Annotated in this window: 16 protein-coding genes and 1 tRNA gene; 10 read left to right on the forward strand and 7 right to left on the reverse strand. The window is 71.9% G+C overall.

Annotation, left to right across the window (positions count from 1 at the left end):
* The first annotated feature begins 219 nt into the window (after nt 1–219).
* Both ACFWPI_RS20940 and ACFWPI_RS20945 read left to right on the forward strand, forming a co-directional pair.
* Nucleotides 220–870: a response regulator transcription factor gene (locus tag ACFWPI_RS20940; RefSeq protein ID WP_244293637.1), complete on the forward strand. Its 651-nt coding sequence runs from the start codon at nt 220–222 to the stop codon at nt 868–870.
* On the forward strand, nt 867–2015 hold the full coding sequence (locus ACFWPI_RS20945; protein WP_380371309.1) for a sensor histidine kinase: 1149 nt from the start codon (nt 867–869) through the stop codon (nt 2013–2015). The genes ACFWPI_RS20940 and ACFWPI_RS20945 overlap by 4 nt, the downstream gene beginning before the upstream one ends.
* A gap of 51 nt (nt 2016–2066) precedes the next feature.
* Here ACFWPI_RS20945 and ACFWPI_RS20950 read toward each other — a convergent pair.
* Nucleotides 2067–2150, reverse strand: a tRNA-Leu gene (locus ACFWPI_RS20950).
* Nucleotides 2151–2568: 418 nt separating this feature from the next.
* On the opposite strand from ACFWPI_RS20950, the gene ACFWPI_RS20955 reads away from it, so the two are divergent.
* The 6 genes from ACFWPI_RS20955 (at nt 2569) to pknB (ending at nt 11099) form a co-directional block, all read left to right on the forward strand.
* Nucleotides 2569–3441, forward strand: a complete 873-nt coding sequence (locus ACFWPI_RS20955; RefSeq protein ID WP_363368196.1) for a DUF3662 and FHA domain-containing protein — start codon at nt 2569–2571, stop codon at nt 3439–3441.
* A gap of 46 nt (nt 3442–3487) precedes the next feature.
* Nucleotides 3488–4030: an FHA domain-containing protein gene (locus tag ACFWPI_RS20960; protein WP_063348444.1), complete on the forward strand. Its 543-nt coding sequence runs from the start codon at nt 3488–3490 to the stop codon at nt 4028–4030.
* A gap of 53 nt (nt 4031–4083) precedes the next feature.
* Entirely contained in the window at nt 4084–5709 is a 1626-nt protein-coding gene (locus tag ACFWPI_RS20965) for a PP2C family protein-serine/threonine phosphatase (protein ID WP_380371306.1), read from the forward strand.
* 160 nt (nt 5710–5869) lie between these two features.
* Complete coding sequence (locus ACFWPI_RS20970) at nt 5870–7246, forward strand: FtsW/RodA/SpoVE family cell cycle protein (protein ID WP_063351252.1); 1377 nt, start codon at nt 5870–5872, stop codon at nt 7244–7246.
* Entirely contained in the window at nt 7243–8700 is a 1458-nt protein-coding gene (locus ACFWPI_RS20975; RefSeq protein ID WP_063348446.1) for a penicillin-binding protein 2, read from the forward strand. The genes ACFWPI_RS20970 and ACFWPI_RS20975 overlap by 4 nt, the downstream gene beginning before the upstream one ends.
* A gap of 260 nt (nt 8701–8960) precedes the next feature.
* Nucleotides 8961–11099, forward strand: a complete 2139-nt coding sequence (pknB, locus tag ACFWPI_RS20980; RefSeq protein ID WP_063348447.1) for a Stk1 family PASTA domain-containing Ser/Thr kinase — start codon at nt 8961–8963, stop codon at nt 11097–11099.
* A gap of 128 nt (nt 11100–11227) precedes the next feature.
* On the opposite strand, the gene ACFWPI_RS20985 is transcribed toward pknB, so the two are convergent.
* From ACFWPI_RS20985 to ACFWPI_RS21005, 5 genes are all read right to left on the reverse strand, one after another.
* On the reverse strand, nt 11228–12031 hold the full coding sequence (locus ACFWPI_RS20985) for a class E sortase (RefSeq protein ID WP_380371303.1): 804 nt from the start codon (nt 12029–12031) through the stop codon (nt 11228–11230).
* A 37-nt stretch (nt 12032–12068) separates the two neighbouring features.
* A complete protein-coding gene (locus ACFWPI_RS20990; protein WP_380371301.1) occupies nt 12069–13205 on the reverse strand; it encodes a class E sortase in 1137 nt (378 codons plus the stop codon).
* Between the two features lie 5 nt (nt 13206–13210).
* Entirely contained in the window at nt 13211–13882 is a 672-nt protein-coding gene (locus ACFWPI_RS20995) for an aminodeoxychorismate/anthranilate synthase component II (protein ID WP_380371299.1), read from the reverse strand.
* Between the two features lie 63 nt (nt 13883–13945).
* Entirely contained in the window at nt 13946–14125 is a 180-nt protein-coding gene (locus ACFWPI_RS21000; protein WP_380371297.1) for a hypothetical protein, read from the reverse strand.
* A 69-nt stretch (nt 14126–14194) separates the two neighbouring features.
* Complete coding sequence (locus ACFWPI_RS21005; RefSeq protein ID WP_380371416.1) at nt 14195–14953, reverse strand: DUF881 domain-containing protein; 759 nt, start codon at nt 14951–14953, stop codon at nt 14195–14197.
* A 175-nt stretch (nt 14954–15128) separates the two neighbouring features.
* Between ACFWPI_RS21005 and crgA the strand changes: the two genes are divergently transcribed.
* Entirely contained in the window at nt 15129–15377 is a 249-nt protein-coding gene (gene crgA, locus ACFWPI_RS21010; protein ID WP_063348451.1) for a cell division protein CrgA, read from the forward strand.
* A gap of 334 nt (nt 15378–15711) precedes the next feature.
* Here the strand turns inward: crgA and ACFWPI_RS21015 are convergent, their stop codons facing one another.
* Nucleotides 15712–16557, reverse strand: a complete 846-nt coding sequence (locus ACFWPI_RS21015) for a rhomboid family intramembrane serine protease (protein WP_063348452.1) — start codon at nt 16555–16557, stop codon at nt 15712–15714.
* 194 nt (nt 16558–16751) lie between these two features.
* On the opposite strand from ACFWPI_RS21015, the gene ACFWPI_RS21020 reads away from it, so the two are divergent.
* On the forward strand, nt 16752–17510 hold the full coding sequence (locus ACFWPI_RS21020; protein WP_380371293.1) for a DUF5324 family protein: 759 nt from the start codon (nt 16752–16754) through the stop codon (nt 17508–17510).
* Nucleotides 17511–17604: the final 94 nt, after the last annotated feature.

The following is a 17604-nucleotide window of genomic DNA, read 5'->3' on the forward strand; positions in this document are numbered from 1 at the left end:
CAGGCCGACAAAGGGCAGCCAACTCCATGGTTCCCCACCCGGCCTGAGAATTGCGTGAACCGGGTAGCGGATTCCCACCCCCGCCATGTGGCGGGGGTAAGGACCGCCATCCGTTCGGCGCCCCACCCCGGCTACCCCTACCCTCGAAACGACCCGCGCGGACCGCCCGACCCCGGCCGCCAGAACCGAGGAGGCACCATCACCGACACCCGCGTGCTGATCGTGGACGACGAGATCCTGGTCCGCTCCGGCCTGGGCCTCATCGTCGGCTCCGCCCCCGACCTGGAGGTCGTCGGCGACTGCTCCGGCGGCCAGGCCGAGGAGCACGTCCAGCGCCTGCGCCCGCACGTGGTGCTCCTCGACATCCGGATGCCGGACCTCGACGGCATCTCGGTGCTGCGCCGGCTGCGCGCCCTGCCGGACCCGCCCGCCGTGGCGATGCTCACCACCTTCGACAGCGACGAGTACATCGGCACCGCGCTGCGGGCCGGCGCCTCCGGCTTCCTGCTCAAGGACACCGCCCCCGAGCAGCTGGTCCACGCCGTCCGGGTGCTCGCGGCCGGCGGCAACATCCTGTCCCCGACCGTCACCCGCACCGTGATCGGCGGCTACGTGGACGGCGGCGGCCCGGACGCCGAGGCCACCTCGCTCGCCCGCACCCTCACCGGCCGGGAGCTCGACGTGCTGGCCCTGCTCGGCGAGGGACTGTCCAACGCCGAGATCGCCGACCGGCTCTTCCTCGGCACCGGCACCGTCAAGGACCACATCAGCGCGATCCTCGGCAAGCTCGGCGCGGCCAACCGGGTCCAGGCGGCGGTGCTCGCCCACCGGGCCGGGCTGGTCCGGCCGAAACCCGGCGACGGGGCATGACGGCCACCGAACAGCTGCCGTCCAGACGGCTCCCGTCCTGGTGCACCGCCCCCTGGCTGATGCTGCTGCTGCCCGCCCTCTACTCCCTCCTGGACGCCGCCCTGGTGGCCCGGAACTCCCCGTGGTGGCAGATCGCGCTCTCCACGCTGGCCGCCGTCGCCCTGCTCTGGCGCCGCCGCTTCCCGGTGGCGGCGCTGCTGCTCACCATGCCCGGCAGCTACGTCGACGACATCTGGCTGGCCCCGATCACCGCCGTCTACACGGTGGCCGCCGAACGCCCCCGCCCGCGGATCGTCATCCCCTGCGCGACCCTGTTCACGCTGGTCGAGTTCTTCCACTGGCCGCTGTCCGAGCAGACCCTCGAACTCAGCCGGGACACCGCGCTCTACGCCATCCAGTCGGTGATGCTGGCCGCCGGCCCGGCCGCCACCGGGATGCTCGCCCGCACCCGGCGGGAGCTGGCCGCCCGGCTCGACGAGCTGACCCGCGGCCAGGAGCGGGAGAGCCGGCTGCTCGCCGAACGGGTGCTGATCAGCGAGCGCGGCCGGCTCGCCCGGGAGATGCACGACGTGGTCTCGCACCAGGTCAGCCTGATCAGCATCCAGGCCGGCGCGCTCCAGGTGAGCACCGCCGACCCGGCCGCCGCGACCACCGCCCGCACCATCCGCGAACTGGCCGTCCGCACCCTCGACGAGCTGCGCCAGATGGTCGGGGTGCTGCGCAGCACCGCCGGCCCGCGCCCGGACGCCCCGCTCGCCCCGCAGCCCCGGCTGGCCGACCTGCCCCGGCTGATCGCGGAGAGCGGGCTGGCCGCCGACACCGAACTGAACCCCGGTGACCGCCCGTGGCCGGAGGCGGTCGAGCGGGCCGCCTACCGCACCGTCCAGGAGGCGCTCACCAACATCACCAAGTACGCCCCGGAGGCGGCGGTGCACGTGAAGGTCCGGGCGAAGGGGCGTCGGCTGCGGGTCGAGGTGCGCAACGACGCGCCCCCGGTCCACCCGGACGAGATCCTGCCGGGCGGCGGCCACGGCCTGGTCGGCCTGCGCGAGCGCGCACAGCTGCTGGGCGGCTCGCTCAGCGCCGGCCCCACCCAGGACGGCGGCTTCGAGGTCCGCGCCGAGCTGCCCGCCACCCGTTCCTGACCGGGACAACGAGAAAGCCCCGCAGATCCGTAGATCTGCGGGGCTTCGCTGTGCGCGAGGGGGGAGTTGAACCCCCACGCCCTTTCGGGCACTGGAACCTGAATCCAGCGCGTCTGCCTATTCCGCCACCCGCGCATGGGTGTCGTCTTCGTTGCCGACCGATCTTCCGAACCGCTCGGTACCATGTGGTCTTCGCGTTTCCTTGGACCGGCCTCCCTGGTGGGCGGCCCTTCCGACGTGGAAAACAGTAGCACGACCCGGGGGGCCGCTCCGAATCCGTTCTCCGGCGGGACGAAGCGCATCCGAACGGATGCACGACGAACGGGCGAGCGAGTGACGGGAGCCCACCCGGGCGGGCACACCTGGCGTGCCGTACCCGGTATGCGTCACCCTGTGTGTCCGAGCCCACCCCCGGGCACCACGCTGTCCGGGAACCGTACGGAAGGGCCCGGCGTGGATACGATCAGTACGGAAGTACCGCAAGTAGGCACGACCGACTCCCGGCGGGATCCGGTCGGCAGGCAGGCGAACGAACCCTGGAAGGGGGTGTCCCATGGGAGTGCTGAAGAAGTTCGAACAGCGACTTGAGGGTCTCGTCAACGGCACCTTCGCCAAGGTGTTCAAGTCCGAGGTCCAGCCCGTGGAGATCGCCGGTGCGCTGCAGCGCGAGTGCGACAACAACGCGAGCATCTGGAACCGCGACCGCACCGTCGTGCCGAACGACTTCATCGTCGAGCTGAGCCCGCACGACCACGAGCGGCTCAGCCCCTACTCCGGGCAGCTGGGCGCCGAGCTGGCCGGCATGGTCCGCGAGTACGCGGAGGCCCAGCGGTACAGCTTCATGGGCCCGCTCCAGGTGAACCTGGAGAAGGCCGACGATCTGGACACCGGCCTGTACCGGGTGCGCAGCCGCACCCTGGCGGCCGAGGAGCCCCAGCAGTACGCCCCGCAGCAGCAGCAACAGCAGCAGCCCGGATACGACCGCCAGCCGGCCGCCCCGGCCCCCGGCGCACCGTGGCAGCAGACCGGCGCCGGCCAGTACGGCGCGCCCCCGCCGCCGGCCGCGCCCCCGGCGATGCCCCAGGGCCCGCCCGCGACGTCCGGCGGCAACGTCCGCGCCTTCCCCGGCGCCGGCCACGGCGCCTCGCTCCGCCGCTGGATCGAGGTGAACGGCGCCCGCCACCAGATCACCGGCGCGGCCTGCGTGCTCGGCCGCTCGACCGAGGCGGACGTGCGGATCGACGACCCCGGGGTCTCCCGCAAGCACGCCGAGATCCGCCCCGGCACCCCTTCGATGGTCCTCGACCTGGGATCCACCAACGGCATCGTGGTGGACGGACAGCACACCCAGCGCGCTACGCTCCGCGACGGCTCCCGCATCGTCGTGGGCTCCACCACCATCGTCTACCGACAGGTCGAAGGGTAGTGTCCGAGTTGTTCGCGCGCCTCGCTCACCGACAGGCGGGCCGGCCATGTCAGAACTGACCCTCACGGTCATGCGGCTGGGCTTCCTGGCCGTGCTGTGGCTGTTCGTCATCGTCGCGATCCAGGTGATCCGCAGCGACCTGTTCGGGACCAAGGTGAACCCCCGCTCCTCCCGTCGCGGCGCCAACGCCGCTCCGGGCGGCGCCGCCGCCGCTCCGGCCGCCGGGCGCACCGCGCAGGCCCCGGCCGCCGGCCCCGCGGCGGGCCAGACCCAGGGCGGCGGCCGCCGCCGCGGCGCCCCGACCCAGCTCGTGGTGGTGCAGGGCTCACTGGCCGGGACCACCGTCGCGCTCCAGGGCCAGACCATCACCCTGGGCCGCGCGCACGACTCCACCATCGTGCTGGACGACGACTACGCGTCCTCCCGGCATGCCAGGATCTATCCGGATCAGACTGGGCAGTGGACGGTCGAGGATCTAGGCTCCACCAACGGCACCTATCTGGACCGGCAGCGCCTGACCGCGCCCACTCCGCTCCAGCCGGGCATGCCGATCCGTATCGGCAGGACCGTCATCGAACTGCGGAAGTAGTAGCGCATGAGGGACAGCATCCCGTCCATGACCCAGAGGGGGGCACAGGTCGCATGACCCTGGTGCTGCGCTTCGCCGCCGGCTCCCACAAGGGACTGATCCGGGAGGGGAACGAGGACTCCGGCTACGCCGGGCCGCGGCTGCTGGCCGTGGCCGACGGCATGGGCGGCGCCGCGGCCGGCGAGGTCGCGTCCTCCGAGGTGCTCGGCTCGATCGTCCGACTGGACGAGGACGTGCCGGGCGCCGACCTGCTGACCCTGCTGGGCGACGCCGTCCAGGGCGCCAACGACCGGCTCCGGCAGATGGTCGAGGAGGACCCGCAGCTGGAGGGCATGGGCTGCACGCTGACCGCGATGCTCTGGACCGGCCAGCGGATGGGCATGGTGCACGTCGGCGACTCCCGCGCCTACCTGCTGCGCGACGGCTCGCTGGTGCAGATCACCCAGGACCACACCTGGGTGCAGCGCCTGGTCGACGAGGGCCGGATCACGCCGGAGGAGGCCGAGACCCACCCGCAGCGCTCGCTGCTGATGCGGGCGCTCGACGGCCGCGGCCAGGTCGAGCCCGACCTGTCGATCCGCGAGGTCCGCGCCGGCGACCGCTACCTGATCTGCTCCGACGGCCTCTCCGGCCCGGTCAGCCACCAGACCCTCCAGGACACCCTCGGCAGCTACTACTCGCCCGAGCAGACCGTGCAGGAGCTGATCCAGCTCGCGCTGCGCGGCGGCGGTCCGGACAACATCACCTGCATCGTGGCGGACGTCATCGACGTCGGTGCCACGGACACCACGAGCGGCCAGTACAACGACGTCCCGGTGGTGGTCGGCGCGGTCGCCGACACCCCGCCGTCCTCGGCCGCCGCGGACCGCTCGATCGCCGACACCCCGGCCGGCCGCGCCGCCGGCCTCGGCCGCGCCCCGCAGGGCGCCTTCGGCCCGGCCGAGGGCTACGACGCCGGCTACGGCGCCGCCCAGGGCGGCTTCGGCCCCGCGGAGGGCTACGAGGGCGAGTACGGCTACGGCTCCGGCGAGCCCTCGGTGTACGGCGCCGAGGAGTTCGACGAGGAGCCGCCCGCGAAGCGCAAGCGCAAGGGCCTCACCGTCTCGGTGGCCGTCCTGGTCACCCTCGGCCTGCTCGGCGGCGCCGGGTTCTTCGGCTACCAGTGGACCCAGGACCAGTACTACGTCGCCAAGCAGGGCGACCACGTCGCGGTCTACCAGGGCATCAACCAGAACCTGGCCGGCCTGAGCCTGTCCTCGGTGCACACCGCGTACAAGGACGTCGAGCTCAAGTACCTGCCGCAGGACCAGGCCGAGCACCTGAACAAGACCATCTCGGCCGACAGCCTGGGCGCCGCCACCGCGACCGTCCAGGAGCTCGACGGCTGGGTCAAGCTCTGCAAGAAGGTCGCCGACGCCCGGACCAACCCGGGCGCCCAGGGCACCCAGGCGGCGCAGGCCACCCACGCCGCGTTCCTGGCCGTCACGCCCACCCCGGGCGAGAAGACCCGCCCCCCGGTGGCCCCCACCACTCCGACCCCGGCCACCCCGACCCCGACGGCCCCGAGCCCGACCGCACCGGCGCCGAACGCCGCCGCGCCGAACACCGGCCCGTCGGGCGACCTCTCCGGGCTGACCGAGGAGGAGCGCAGCCGGGCCGACTCCTGCCCGAAGCAGTGACCTCCGTGATCCGACATAGGCCCGCCCCGAGCGGGGCAGCCGGCCGTCAGGGAGCGGTCACCACGTGAGCACCTACGACCTGAGCGACGACACCGGCCGGGCCGGCAGGCGCCGGACGGCCACCGACCGCGCCGCCTCCCGGCGCCGGGCCAACACCACCATCTCCCTCCAGGGCGCGCCGAACCGGCGCAACACCGAGCTGGCCCTGCTGGCCTTCGCCGTCGTGCTGCCGATCCTCGCGTACGCCAACGTGGGCCTCGCGATGGACTCCGCGCTGCCGAGCGGCATGGTCGGCTACGGACTCGGCATGGGCGCGCTGGCGCTGGTCGCGCACCTGCTGGTGCGCCGCTTCGCGCCGTACGCGGACCCGCTGATGCTGCCGATCGCCACCCTGCTGAACGGTCTCGGCGTGGTGATGATCTGGCGGCTCGACAAGGCCGGCAAGCTGCTGAGCGCCAACTTCCCGGCGGCCCGGAACCAGCTGATGTGGTCGGCCCTCGGGATCGGGCTGTTCATCGGCGTGATGGTGTTCCTGAAGGACCACCGGGTGCTCCAGCGCTACACCTACATCTCGATGGTGGCGGCGCTGGTCCTGCTCGCCGCGCCGGCCTTCTTCCCGGCCCGGGCGGAGGACTTCGGCGCCAAGATCTGGATCCGGATGGGCGGCTTCTCCATCCAGCCCGGCGAGTTCGCCAAGATCATCCTGACGGTGTTCTTCGCCGGCTACCTGATGGTCAAACGCGACGCCCTCGCCCTGGCCAGCCGCCGCTTCATGGGCCTGTACCTGCCGCGCGGGCGCGACCTCGGCCCGATCGTCGTGATCTGGCTGCTCAGCCTGCTGATCCTGGTCTTCGAGAACGACCTCGGCACGTCCTTCCTGTTCTTCGGCCTGTTCGTGGTGATGCTCTACGTCGCCACCGAGCGGACCAGCTGGATCCTGTTCGGCCTGCTGATGTCGATCGGCGGCGCGGTCGCGGTCGCGATGACCACCAGCCACGTCAAGGTCCGCATCGACGCCTGGCTCGACCCGATGGCCGCCTTCGGAGCACACCCGCCGAAGGGCGCCACCGAGCAGATCGGTCAGTCGCTGATGGCGCTCGGCTCCGGCGGGGTGACGGGCTCGGGCCTCGGCCAGGGCCGCTCCTGGCTGATCAACTTCGCCGCGAAGAGCGACTTCATCCTGGGCTCGTTCGGCGAGGAGCTCGGGCTGACCGGCCTGATGGCGATCTTCCTGCTGTACGCCCTGCTGGTGCAGCGCGGCCTGCGCACCGCCCTCGCCGCCCGCGACCCGTTCGGCAAGCTGTTCGCCGTCGGGCTCTCGTCGGCGATGGCGCTGCAGGTCTTCGTCGTGGCCGGCGGCGTCACCGGGCTGATCCCGCTCACCGGTATGACCATGCCGTTCCTCGCCCAGGGCGGGTCGTCCGTGGTCGCCAACTGGGCGCTGGTCGCGATCCTGCTGAAGATCAGCGACAGCGCCCGCCGACCCGGGGTCGAAGCGACCCCGGCCACCGAGGGCCAGGGAGGACCCGTCCGATGAACAAGCCGATCCGCCGGGTCTCGATCTTCTGCCTCGTCCTGATCCTGGCCCTGATGGTGCGCACCAACTGGGTCCAGGGCGTCCAGGCCGACGCCTGGGCCACCAACAAGAACAACAAGCGCCAGCAGTACGACCGGTACGCCCACCCGCGCGGCAACATCATCGTCGGCGGCCAGCCGGTCACGAAGTCCGACTTCGTCAACGGCCTGCGCTACAAGTACAAGCGCTCCTGGGTCGACGGCCCGATGTACGCCCCGGTCACCGGCTACTCCTCCCAGGTCTTCGGCTCCAGCCAGCTGGAGAACCTGGAGGACGGCATCCTCTCCGGCACCGACGACCGGCTGTTCTTCCGCAACACCCTGGACATGCTGACCGGCGAGCAGCAGCGCGGCGGCGACGTCGTCACCACGATCAACGCCAAGGCCCAGAAAGCCGCCTGGGACGGCCTCGGGGACAAGAAGGGCGCCGCCGTCGCGATCGACCCGAAGACCGGCGCGATCCTGGCGCTGGTCTCCACCCCGTCCTACGACCCGGGCACCATCGCCGGCAGCGAGAGCGGCGACTCCAAGGCCTGGACGGACCTCAACGCCGACCCCAACAAGCCGATGCTCAACCGGGCGCTGAAGGAGACCTATCCGCCCGGCTCCACGTTCAAGCTGGTCACCGCGACCGCCGCGTTCGAGAACGGCCTGTACCAGAACATCGACGACCAGACCGCGACGCCGGACCCGTACACCCTGCCGGGCACCCAGACGGTGCTCAACAACGAGTCGCCGCTCGAGAAGTGCGGGAACGCCACGGTCAAGTCGGGGATGGACCAGTCCTGCAACACGGTCTACGCCAAGATGGGCGCGGACCTCGGCAAGGACAAGATGCGGGCGCAGGCCGAGAAGTTCGGCTTCAACAGCACCATCGACACCCCGGTCCGTTCCGAGAAGAGCATCTTCCCGAGCAGCGCGAGCCTGGACGGCACCGCGCAGGACTCGATCGGCCAGCACGACACCCGCGCCACCCCGCTGCAGATGGCCATGGTGTCCGCCGCGATCGCCAACAACGGCAGCCTGATGCAGCCGTACCTGGTCGACCAGGAGCGCTCGGCCTCGCTGACCACCATCTCCAAGCACACCGAGAAGCAGTTCTCCCAGCCGATGAGCCCGGCCACCGCGCAGAAGATGCAGGACCTGATGGTCTCGGTGGTGGAGAACGGCACCGGCAAGAGCGCCAAGATCCCCGGCCTCCAGGTCGGCGGCAAGACCGGTACCGCGCAGCACGGCGAGGACAACGCCGGGCTGCCGTTCGCCTGGTTCACCTCCTGGGCCAAGACCACCGACGGCCAGTCCGTGGCGGTCGCCGTCGTGGTCGAGGACGGCTCCAACAACCGCGACGGCATCAGCGGCGGCCGGCTGGCCGCCCCGATCGCCAAGGCGGTGATGCAGGCCGTCCTCGGCAAGTGAGGAGGAGGCCCGGCCGTGAGTGGAAAGTCACGATCGACACCCCCGTCCGGATACCGGTCTGATATCGGCCGACGGCCGACTCCGGTCCGATGCGGTGCGAGCGGTAGCGTATCCGCCAGCAGCGGGTGTGCCCGTTGCCGCCCGCGAGACGGCGCACGGCCCGGCCGGAGAACCGGTCGAGACCCGCTCGGCGTCACCCTGAGCGTGCGGGGACACCTACGTCACAACCTCGCCGGCAGGTGAGGGAGAGGGTCGGAACTATGGAAGAGCCTCGTCGCCTAGGCGGCAGGTACGAGCTCGGCGGCGTCCTCGGACGCGGCGGCATGGCCGAGGTCTACCTCGCCCATGACACCCGGCTCGGCCGTTCCGTCGCAGTGAAGACGCTCCGGGCCGACATGGCCCGGGATCCGTCGTTCCAGGCCCGCTTCCGCCGCGAGGCGCAGTCCGCGGCGTCCCTGAACCACCCCGCGATCGTCGCCGTGTACGACACCGGCGAGGACTACATCGACAACATCTCCATCCCGTACATCGTGATGGAGTACGTCGAGGGGTCCACCCTGCGCGAGCTGCTGCACTCCGGCCGACGGCTGCTGCCCGAGCGCGCGCTGGAGATGACCATCGGCATCCTGCAGGCGCTGGAGTACTCGCACCGCGCCGGCATCGTGCACCGTGACATCAAGCCGGCCAACGTGATGCTGACCCGCCAGGGCAACGTCAAGGTCATGGACTTCGGCATCGCCCGTGCGATGGGCGACGCCGGGATGACCATGACCCAGACCTCGGCCGTCATCGGCACCGCCCAGTACCTCTCCCCCGAGCAGGCCAAGGGCGAGCAGGTCGACGCCCGCTCCGACCTCTACTCCACCGGCTGCCTGCTGTACGAACTGTTGACCGTCCGCCCGCCGTTCGTCGGCGACTCCCCGGTCGCGGTGGCCTACCAGCACGTCCGGGAGGAGGCGCAGCCGCCGTCCGTCTTCGACCCCGAGGTCCGCCCCGAGATCGACGCGATCGTGCTGAAGGCGCTCGCCAAGGAGCGCGACTACCGCTACCAGAGCGCCGACGAGATGCGCGACGACATCGAGCGCTTCCTCGACGGCCTGCCGGTGGCCGCCGCCCAGCAGGCCGCCGCGTACGGCATGGGCGCCGGGTACGGCTACGACCAGAACGGCTACCCGCAGCAGCACGACCCGTACGGCCAGACCAACGTGCTGCCGCAGCAGCCCGGCGGCGGCCCGACCACCGTCCTGCCGCAGGCCGGCGGCCAGCCCGGCTACGGCCCGCAGGGCGGCTACCAGGACGACGGCTACGGCCAGGCCTACGCCGACGGCCCGGCGGGCGGCGGCCACGACGACGGCTACGGCCGGGACGGCGGCCGGCGCGGCGAGCAGCCGCCGAAGAAGAGCAACACCTCCTGGATCGTGCTGGCGGTCGCCGCCGTGCTGGTCCTGGTCGGCACCTTCTTCGTGGCCCAGGCCATGTTCAACGGCAACGGCGGCGGCACCACGGAGACCCCGAAGGTCGCCGTGCCGAACCTGGTCGGCAAGAGCCTGGCGGACGCCAAGACGGCCGCGGCCGCGGCCGGTCCCAAGCTCGTGGTGGCCGAGGGCGACAAGCTCGCCTGCCCGGACGCCAACATCAAGAAGGACCAGGTCTGCACCCAGAACCCGGCCGTCGGCGGCCAGGTCGCGGAGAACAGCACCATCACCGTGCAGCTGTCCTCCGGTCCGGCCAAGGCCCCCCTGCCGAACGTGGTCGGCAAGACCAAGGACCAGGCGACCAAGGCGCTCGGCGACGCCGGCTTCACCAACGTCACCACCGAGTACAAGGACGACGACACCGCTCCGCAGGAGAACGTCACCGCCCAGGACCCGGCGGCGGGCACCGCCGGCGACCCGACCGCCCCGGTCAAGCTGACCGTCTCGCAGGGCAAGTCGAAGGTGACCGTGCCGAACGTGGCCGGCGCGCAGAAGGAGGTGGCGCAGGCCCAGCTGGAGGGCCTGGGCTTCCAGGTCGACACCTCGAAGACGGTGCAGACCACCGACCAGAGCAAGGCGAACACCGTCGCCGCGCAGTCGGTCCAGGCCAACACCAAGGTCCCGGCCAACACGAAGATCACGCTGACGATCTTCAAGATGCAGGACAAGCCCCAGGTCCCGCCGCTGCAGAACGTCAAGCTGTCGGACGCCATCTCGCAGCTGGGCAAGGTCGGGCTGCTCTACACGGTGGTGTCCGGTCCGTCGGACCCGAACGCCATCGTCGTGAGCACCAACCCGCCCGCCGGCACCCAGCTGGATCCGAACACCCAGGTGATGCTCATCACGAAGCCGGCCGATCCGCCCAAAGGGGGTGACCCCCTCTCCCCCTCACCCTCCAACACCAAAGGGGGGAGCAACAACTAAGCCCTGGTTCCCCTGGATCTGAGGCTTGGTGGGAGTTGTCCGGCCGTACGCCCGAGGGCCCGTCGCAGCGGTTGCGACGGGCCCTCGGGCGTTCTCGGTTCCGGGCTACGGCAGCCGGGCCGACGGGTTCAGGGCTGGCGCAGTTCCGGCGGCGGGGTGCGCTTGGCGTCCACGTCGTCCACCCGCACCAGGCTCCCCCAGACCGCCATCCGGTAGCGCGAGGTGTACACCGGCGTGCAGGTGGTCAGCGTGATGTACCGGCCGGGTCCGGTGTAGCCGGAGCCGACCGGGACGGGCGCGACGATGCCGGTGTCGTACTTGGACGTCTCCGGCAGGGTGCTGTCGACCCGGTAGACGTACCACTTGTCCTTGGTCTCGACGACGACCGCGGCGCCCCGGTGCACCGCGTCCAGGTCGTGGAACTTGGCTCCGTGGCCGTCCCGGTGGGCGGCCAGCGCGAAGTTGCCGGCCTGGTCCCAGGGCATCGCGGCGCGGTAGGGCTGCTCGTACACCCCCGCCACGCCCTCGGCCAGGGTGTCGCCGTCGGTGCCCATCCGGATCAGCACCTGGTAGTCCCGGCCCATCGCCGGGACGTGCAGGAAGCCGATCGCGTCCCCGGCCGCGAACGGCGCGGCGGGGGCGGGCGTCCCGCCGTGGGGCGCCGAGGGGGTGCCGGTCGGGCTCGCGGCCCAGGTGTCGCGCAGCCGGTCGGAGGCCGCGGCCGCCGAGCGGTCCGCCTCGACGTTGGTCCACCACAGCGAGTAGGCCACGAACAGGCCGAGCACCAGTCCCAGGGTGATCAGCAGCTCGCCGAAGACGCCGAGTGCGGCCAGCGCGCGGCTGCGGCCGCGCCGGGCGGGCGCGGGGCCGGTCTCGGGCGGCGGGAAGGCCTCCTCCCGCGGCTCGGCCGACTGCGCGGTCTCGTCCGTCATCTCCGGTGCTCCCCCTTCGTGCCGGGTGCCCGGGCGGTCACCCGCCCGTGATCGCGGCCGGCTTGCCTTGGCTGCGCGGCCGTTCCTCGGTCATCTTGCCAAAGACGATGAGGCGGAACTTGGAGGTGAACTCCGGGGTGCAGGTGGTCAGCGTGATGTACCGGCCGGCGCCCGCGTAACCGGCGCCGTTGGGGACGGGCTTGATCACGCTCACGTTGTTGGGGGAGGTCTCCGGGATGCTGCTGGTGACCTCGTAGGTGTAGTACGAGGTGGCGGTCTCCACCACGATCTTGTCGCCCTTGCCGAGCTGGTTGATGTACCGGAACGGCTCGCCGTGGGTGTTGCGGTGCGCGGCCAGCGCGAAGTTGCCCGCCTTGTCGGCCGGCATCCCGGTGCCGGTGTAGTGGCCGACCAGGCCCTTGTCGAGCACCGCCGGCTTGGAGGTGCCCTCGGCGATCGGGAACTTCAGCCCCAGCTTGGGCAGGTAGATGATGGCGAAGCCCTTGCCGGGCTCGAACGACTCCGGCTTGGCCGGGTCCGGAGCCGGCTGCCCGGGCTTCGGCGGCGCCAGGGCCGCGTCGAACTGCTGCTCCAGCCGGTTGCGGGCGCCGTCGGCGGCCGCGTCGGCCTGCACGTTGGTCCACCAGAGCTGGTACGAGACGAAGAGCAGCATCACCACGCCGAGCGTGATGCACAGCTCCCCGACGAGCCGCGCGGCCACCACGACCGCGGACTCCTTGGGCCGCGCCTTCGCCCCGGCGCCCCGGCCGCTCGCCCGGCGCCGACCGACGCCCGCGCGCACGGAGGTCCGGCCCTGGGCGGCCCTGCGGCGCTCGGCCCGGCCGCCGGTGGGCGGGGCCGGTTCCGCGGCCGGCCCGCCGATGTCGAGGGGCAGGCGCAGCTGGAGCGTCTGGTCGGGCAGCCACGGGTACTCGGGTCCGGACGCGGCGGGCTGCTCGGCCTGCTCGTACACGCCCCAGGCGTCCTCGGCGGCGCCCTGTCCGGGCTGCGCCGGGTACGGCTGCGGGTACGCCGCCGCGCCGCCGTGGTGCTGCCCGTCGCCGTACGGACCGCCGCCGTACGGGCCGTCGCCGTGCTGCGCGCCGCCGTACGGCTGTCCGTCTCCCGGGCCCGCCGCCGGCTGGTAACGCCCCTCCGGACGCAGCGCGGTCACGCCGCTCAGCCCCGGCCGATCACCGGGGCGAGCCCGGCCGACCGGTCCACGGCCTGCGGGTAGCCGCACTCCGCCAGCCAGTTGGCGAGCATCCGGTGGCCGCCCTCGGTGAGCACCGACTCGGGGTGGAACTGCACGCCCTCGACGGGCAGTTCGCGGTGCCGCAGACCCATGATCACGCCGCTGTCGGTGCGCGCGGTGACCACCAGCGCGTCCGGCACGGTGGCCGGCTCGACCGCCAGCGAGTGGTACCGGGTGGCGGTCAGCGGCGAGGGCAGTCCCTCGAACACCCCGCCGTCCTCGTGCTCGACCGGCGAGGTCTTGCCGTGCAGCAGTTCCGGTGCCCGGTCGACCACCGCGCCGTACGCGACCGCGATCGACTGCAGGCCCAGGCAGACGCCGAACACCGGCAGCCCGATCCCCGCGCAGTGGTGCACCATCCCGATGCAGACCCCGGCCTCCTCCGGCGCCCCGGGCCCGGGGGAGAGCAGCACCCCGTCGAAGCCCTGGTTGTCCTCGCCCCCGGACCGACGGACGGCGTGTTCGACGGTCACCTCGTCGTTGCGCACCACCTCGCAGGTGGCACCGAGCTGGTACAGGTACTGGACCAGGTTGAAGACGAAGCTGTCGTAGTTGTCCACGACCAGGATGCGGGGCGCGGTCGGCTGGGTGGTCATTCTCGCGTGGTCTCCGTGGGATGCGGGGCGGGGTCGGCAGGGTGGAGGAGCAGGGCCGCCGGTTCAGCCGGCCGCGGCACCTTCGCCGCCGTCCACTGTGACGTCACCGAAGGGGAGCAACGGTTCCGCCCACGGGAAGACGCAGGTGAAGAGGAGATAGACGATCCCCACGATGAGGAGCAGCGAGACGACGGCGCGGACCAGGGTGTTTCCCGGGAGGTGACGCCAGATCCAGCCGTACATGGTGCTCCCTCGACGTAGCGGACTGGGGTCAAGAGTAGACCCGGGATCAACGACCGCGAGGCCGGTCCGCTACTGCTGCCCGCCCGCCGACCGCAGCTCGGTGGTCCCGGAGTATCCGGGGAGGGTCAGGTCACCGCTCTCCTGGACCTTCCAGCCGAGCCCGTACGCCTGGACGTACTGGAGGTAGTTGCGGATCGTCGGGTCGCCGTCCACGGCGGCCTTCAGCGCATCGGTGCGGCCGACCGCCCGGACCACGTACGGCGGCGAGTAGACCCGGCCCTGCAACAGCAGGGTGTTGCCGACGCAGCGGACGGCGCTGGTGGAGATCAGCCGCTGGTCCATCACCTGCACCCCTTCGGCTCCACCCCGCCACAGCGCGTTGACCACGGCCTGGATGTCCTGCTGGTGGATGACCAGGTCGTTGACGCCCGGCTCGGGGACGCCCGGGATGCGGGCGGTGGCGTTCGGCGGGGCGTCGTTGAGGGTGACGGTCAGGCCGCCGCCCTGCAGCGGCTCCAGGGCCGCGCCGAGCCGCAGGTCCTCCAGCCGGGCGGCGTCGGCGGGGTTGCCGCCCTGCTGCCCGGTGAGCTCCTGCGCGCGGGCCTGGAGGTCGGCCAGCTGGGCCTGGGCCTGCTGGTTCTGCGAGCTGCGCTGGCGTATCACGTCGCCGAGGCTCAGCAGCGAGTTGTCGGTCCGCAGGTCGGTGCCGCGGGCGGTCTGCGCGCTGATGTAGAAGAGCAGTCCGGCGAGCGCGAAGACCGCACAGGTCAGGGCACGCCCGACAATTCGGGTGCCGGAGCGGCGGGTAGTGGTCGGCCGAGGGGGAATCGACAAATTAGGCACCGTACCCTTATCTCCTTAAGACCCACCGAGCCACTACGCTAACGGACGCCGGTGGCGCGTGCGGGAACGGTCCCGTGCGTTCCGCACCGCCCGTCGCCGGCAGACCGACCCCCGCTGCACCTCTGCGCGGTCTCACAGCGCATCGACAGGAGAGCTCCTCGTGCCGAAGTCTCGACTCCGCAAGAAGTCCGACTACACCCCGCCGACCACGGCCACGGTGAAGATCAGTTCGGGCCGCAGTTGGGTCGCACCGTTGATGCTGGCACTGTTCCTGATCGGCCTGGTCTGGATCGTCACCTATTACGTGACCAGCGGCAGCTACCCGGTCGAGGGCTGGCGGAACTGGAACATCCTGGTCGGTTTCGGGTTCATCGCCGCGGGGTTCGGCGTCTCCACCCAGTGGAAGTAGCTTCCCGCTCCTCCTGAGGCTCCGGTCGAGCCACCTCCGCCGCTTCGGGCCACTGGTGCCGGGCGGCGGTCAGGCATGCCCGGACACGGGCGGGAAGCCGGTCGGTTATCCCCATCATCAGATGGTCGCGCTTATCCACATGGTTATCCACACTGGGGAAAAGTCTCCCCAGCCTGTGGATAACTTTTCGACCGCGGGCTTTCCACGGCTGTGCACAACTTCCCGGGAATGGGAAAACCGCACAGCAGGACACGCGTAGAACAGCAGTCCACACCCCGGGCGGCACACAGCCTGTGCACAACCCCGCACCCGCTGTGGACAAACACCCGCGGCGTCACGCGCCGTAGCGGGCCATCCCGATCATCAGCATCGCCGCCACCACGGCCAGCGACCCCGCCAACGCCAGCCCCTGGACCAGGCCGCGGCGCTCGCGCGGGGCGTACATCAGACCGGCCGCCGTCAGCGCGCCCACCACCAGGCCGCCGATGTGCGCCCGCCAGTCGATGTCCGTCCGCGAGAAGGTGACGACCAGGTTGAAGACCAGGAACGCCATCACCGGGGCGAGCGGGCCCCGGTTCCGCAGCTGCATCACCACCGTGGCGCCGATCAGCCCGAAGATCGCGCCCGAGGCCCCCACCGACCGCAGCGAGTTGCCGTCGATCAGGAAGGCCAGGGCGCTGCCCCCCAGGCCGGAGAGCAGGTAGAGGGCCAGGAACCGCAGCCGGCCGAGCGCCGCCTCCAGCGTGGGGCCAAGCCAGTACAGGACCAGCATGTTCATCCCGATGTGCCACCACTGCAGGTGCAGGAACACCGAGGTCAGCAGCCGGTACCACTGGGCGGGGCCGTCGGCGACGCCATCCGGACCGCCCAGGACGGCCCGCCCGACGCTGTACAGCTCCCAGACCTGGCCCAGCCGCGGCGTGAGCACGTAGGCGGCCAGCACGAAGACCACCACGTTGATGCCGATCAGCACCCTGGTGACCAGCCCGCCGTCCTGGGCGATCGCCCCGCCGAACCGGGTGGTCGCCCGCCGCGTCCCGGCGTGCCCGCCGCCGACGCACTCCGGGCACTGGAAGCCCACCGAGGCGGCCACCATGCACTGCGGGCAGATCGCCCGCTCGCAGCGGGTGCAGGAGACGCCGGTGGCCGTCTGCGGGTGCCGGTAGCAGCCGGTCAGCATCAGGTTCTTCCCCTCCCGTACGGGACCGCCGAAATCGCCAGCCTACTGCGGCGGATCCGACATCGGGCCTTCTCCCCGGCCGCTCCCACAGTCCGCGTACGGCCCACTCCGACATGCCGGTGGACAAATCAGCATGCATGATCAGCATTCAGGTGGATATGTGCATAAAGGACGCCACCCAGGAGGAGAGACTCGTGACCTTTTCGGACTCGGCTCGTGAGACGGCCACCAAGACCCGGGACACCGCCGCGCACCTCGCGGACGGCGCCAAGCAGCGCCTGGGCCCGGCCCTGGACACCCTCGGGCCGAAAGCCGCCCAGGCCGCCCAGAGCCTCCGCGTCCAGTACGACCGGCACATCGCCCCGCAGTTCGGTCACGCCTTCGCCAGCCTGCCTCCCGAAACCCAGCAGCACGTCCTGAAGGCCTTCCACCGCGCCCAGGAGGCCGCCCTGGCGGCCCGGCTCTCCGCCGCCCGCGCAGCCGACCAGGCCCGCTCCACGGTCGGTCCCAGGGTCGTCCAGGCCGTCGAGGAGGCCCGCGCCGCCGTCACCCCGGTCGCCCAGGAGGCCCAGACCCGGGGCGCCGCCGCGCTGACCGCGCTGCACGGCAACGTCACCTCGGCCGAGATCAGCCACCTGGCCGCCCGCAACGCCCGGAGGAAGCGGTGCAACGGCCTGGCCACCGGCCTCGCCGTGGCCGGTGCGCTGGCGATCGGCGGCGGGATCGTGGCCTGGCAGTGGTGGCGCCGGCACAGCAACCCGGAGTGGCTGATCGAACCCCCGACCGACCGGGCCGACCAACCCGCCGGTGCGCACGCCGCCGGCGCGACGGCCCCCGGGCCGGTCGACGCCGCCACCCCGGCGGACACGGCCACCGAGCCCGCTCCGCCACCCGGCCGGCCCGACGACGACGGCGACCACCCCAAGCCGCACGACCCGCGCGGACCGCACTGACCCGTCGCCCGGCCCTCTGGGCGTGTCCGACACCCCCAGAGGGCGCGGAAACGCCGATCGGCCGCGGACCGGGGGTGAGGGGCGCGGCCGATCG

It is taken from the genome of Kitasatospora sp. NPDC058492 (assembly GCF_042720685.1).
Lineage (GTDB): Bacteria > Actinomycetota > Actinomycetes > Streptomycetales > Streptomycetaceae > Kitasatospora.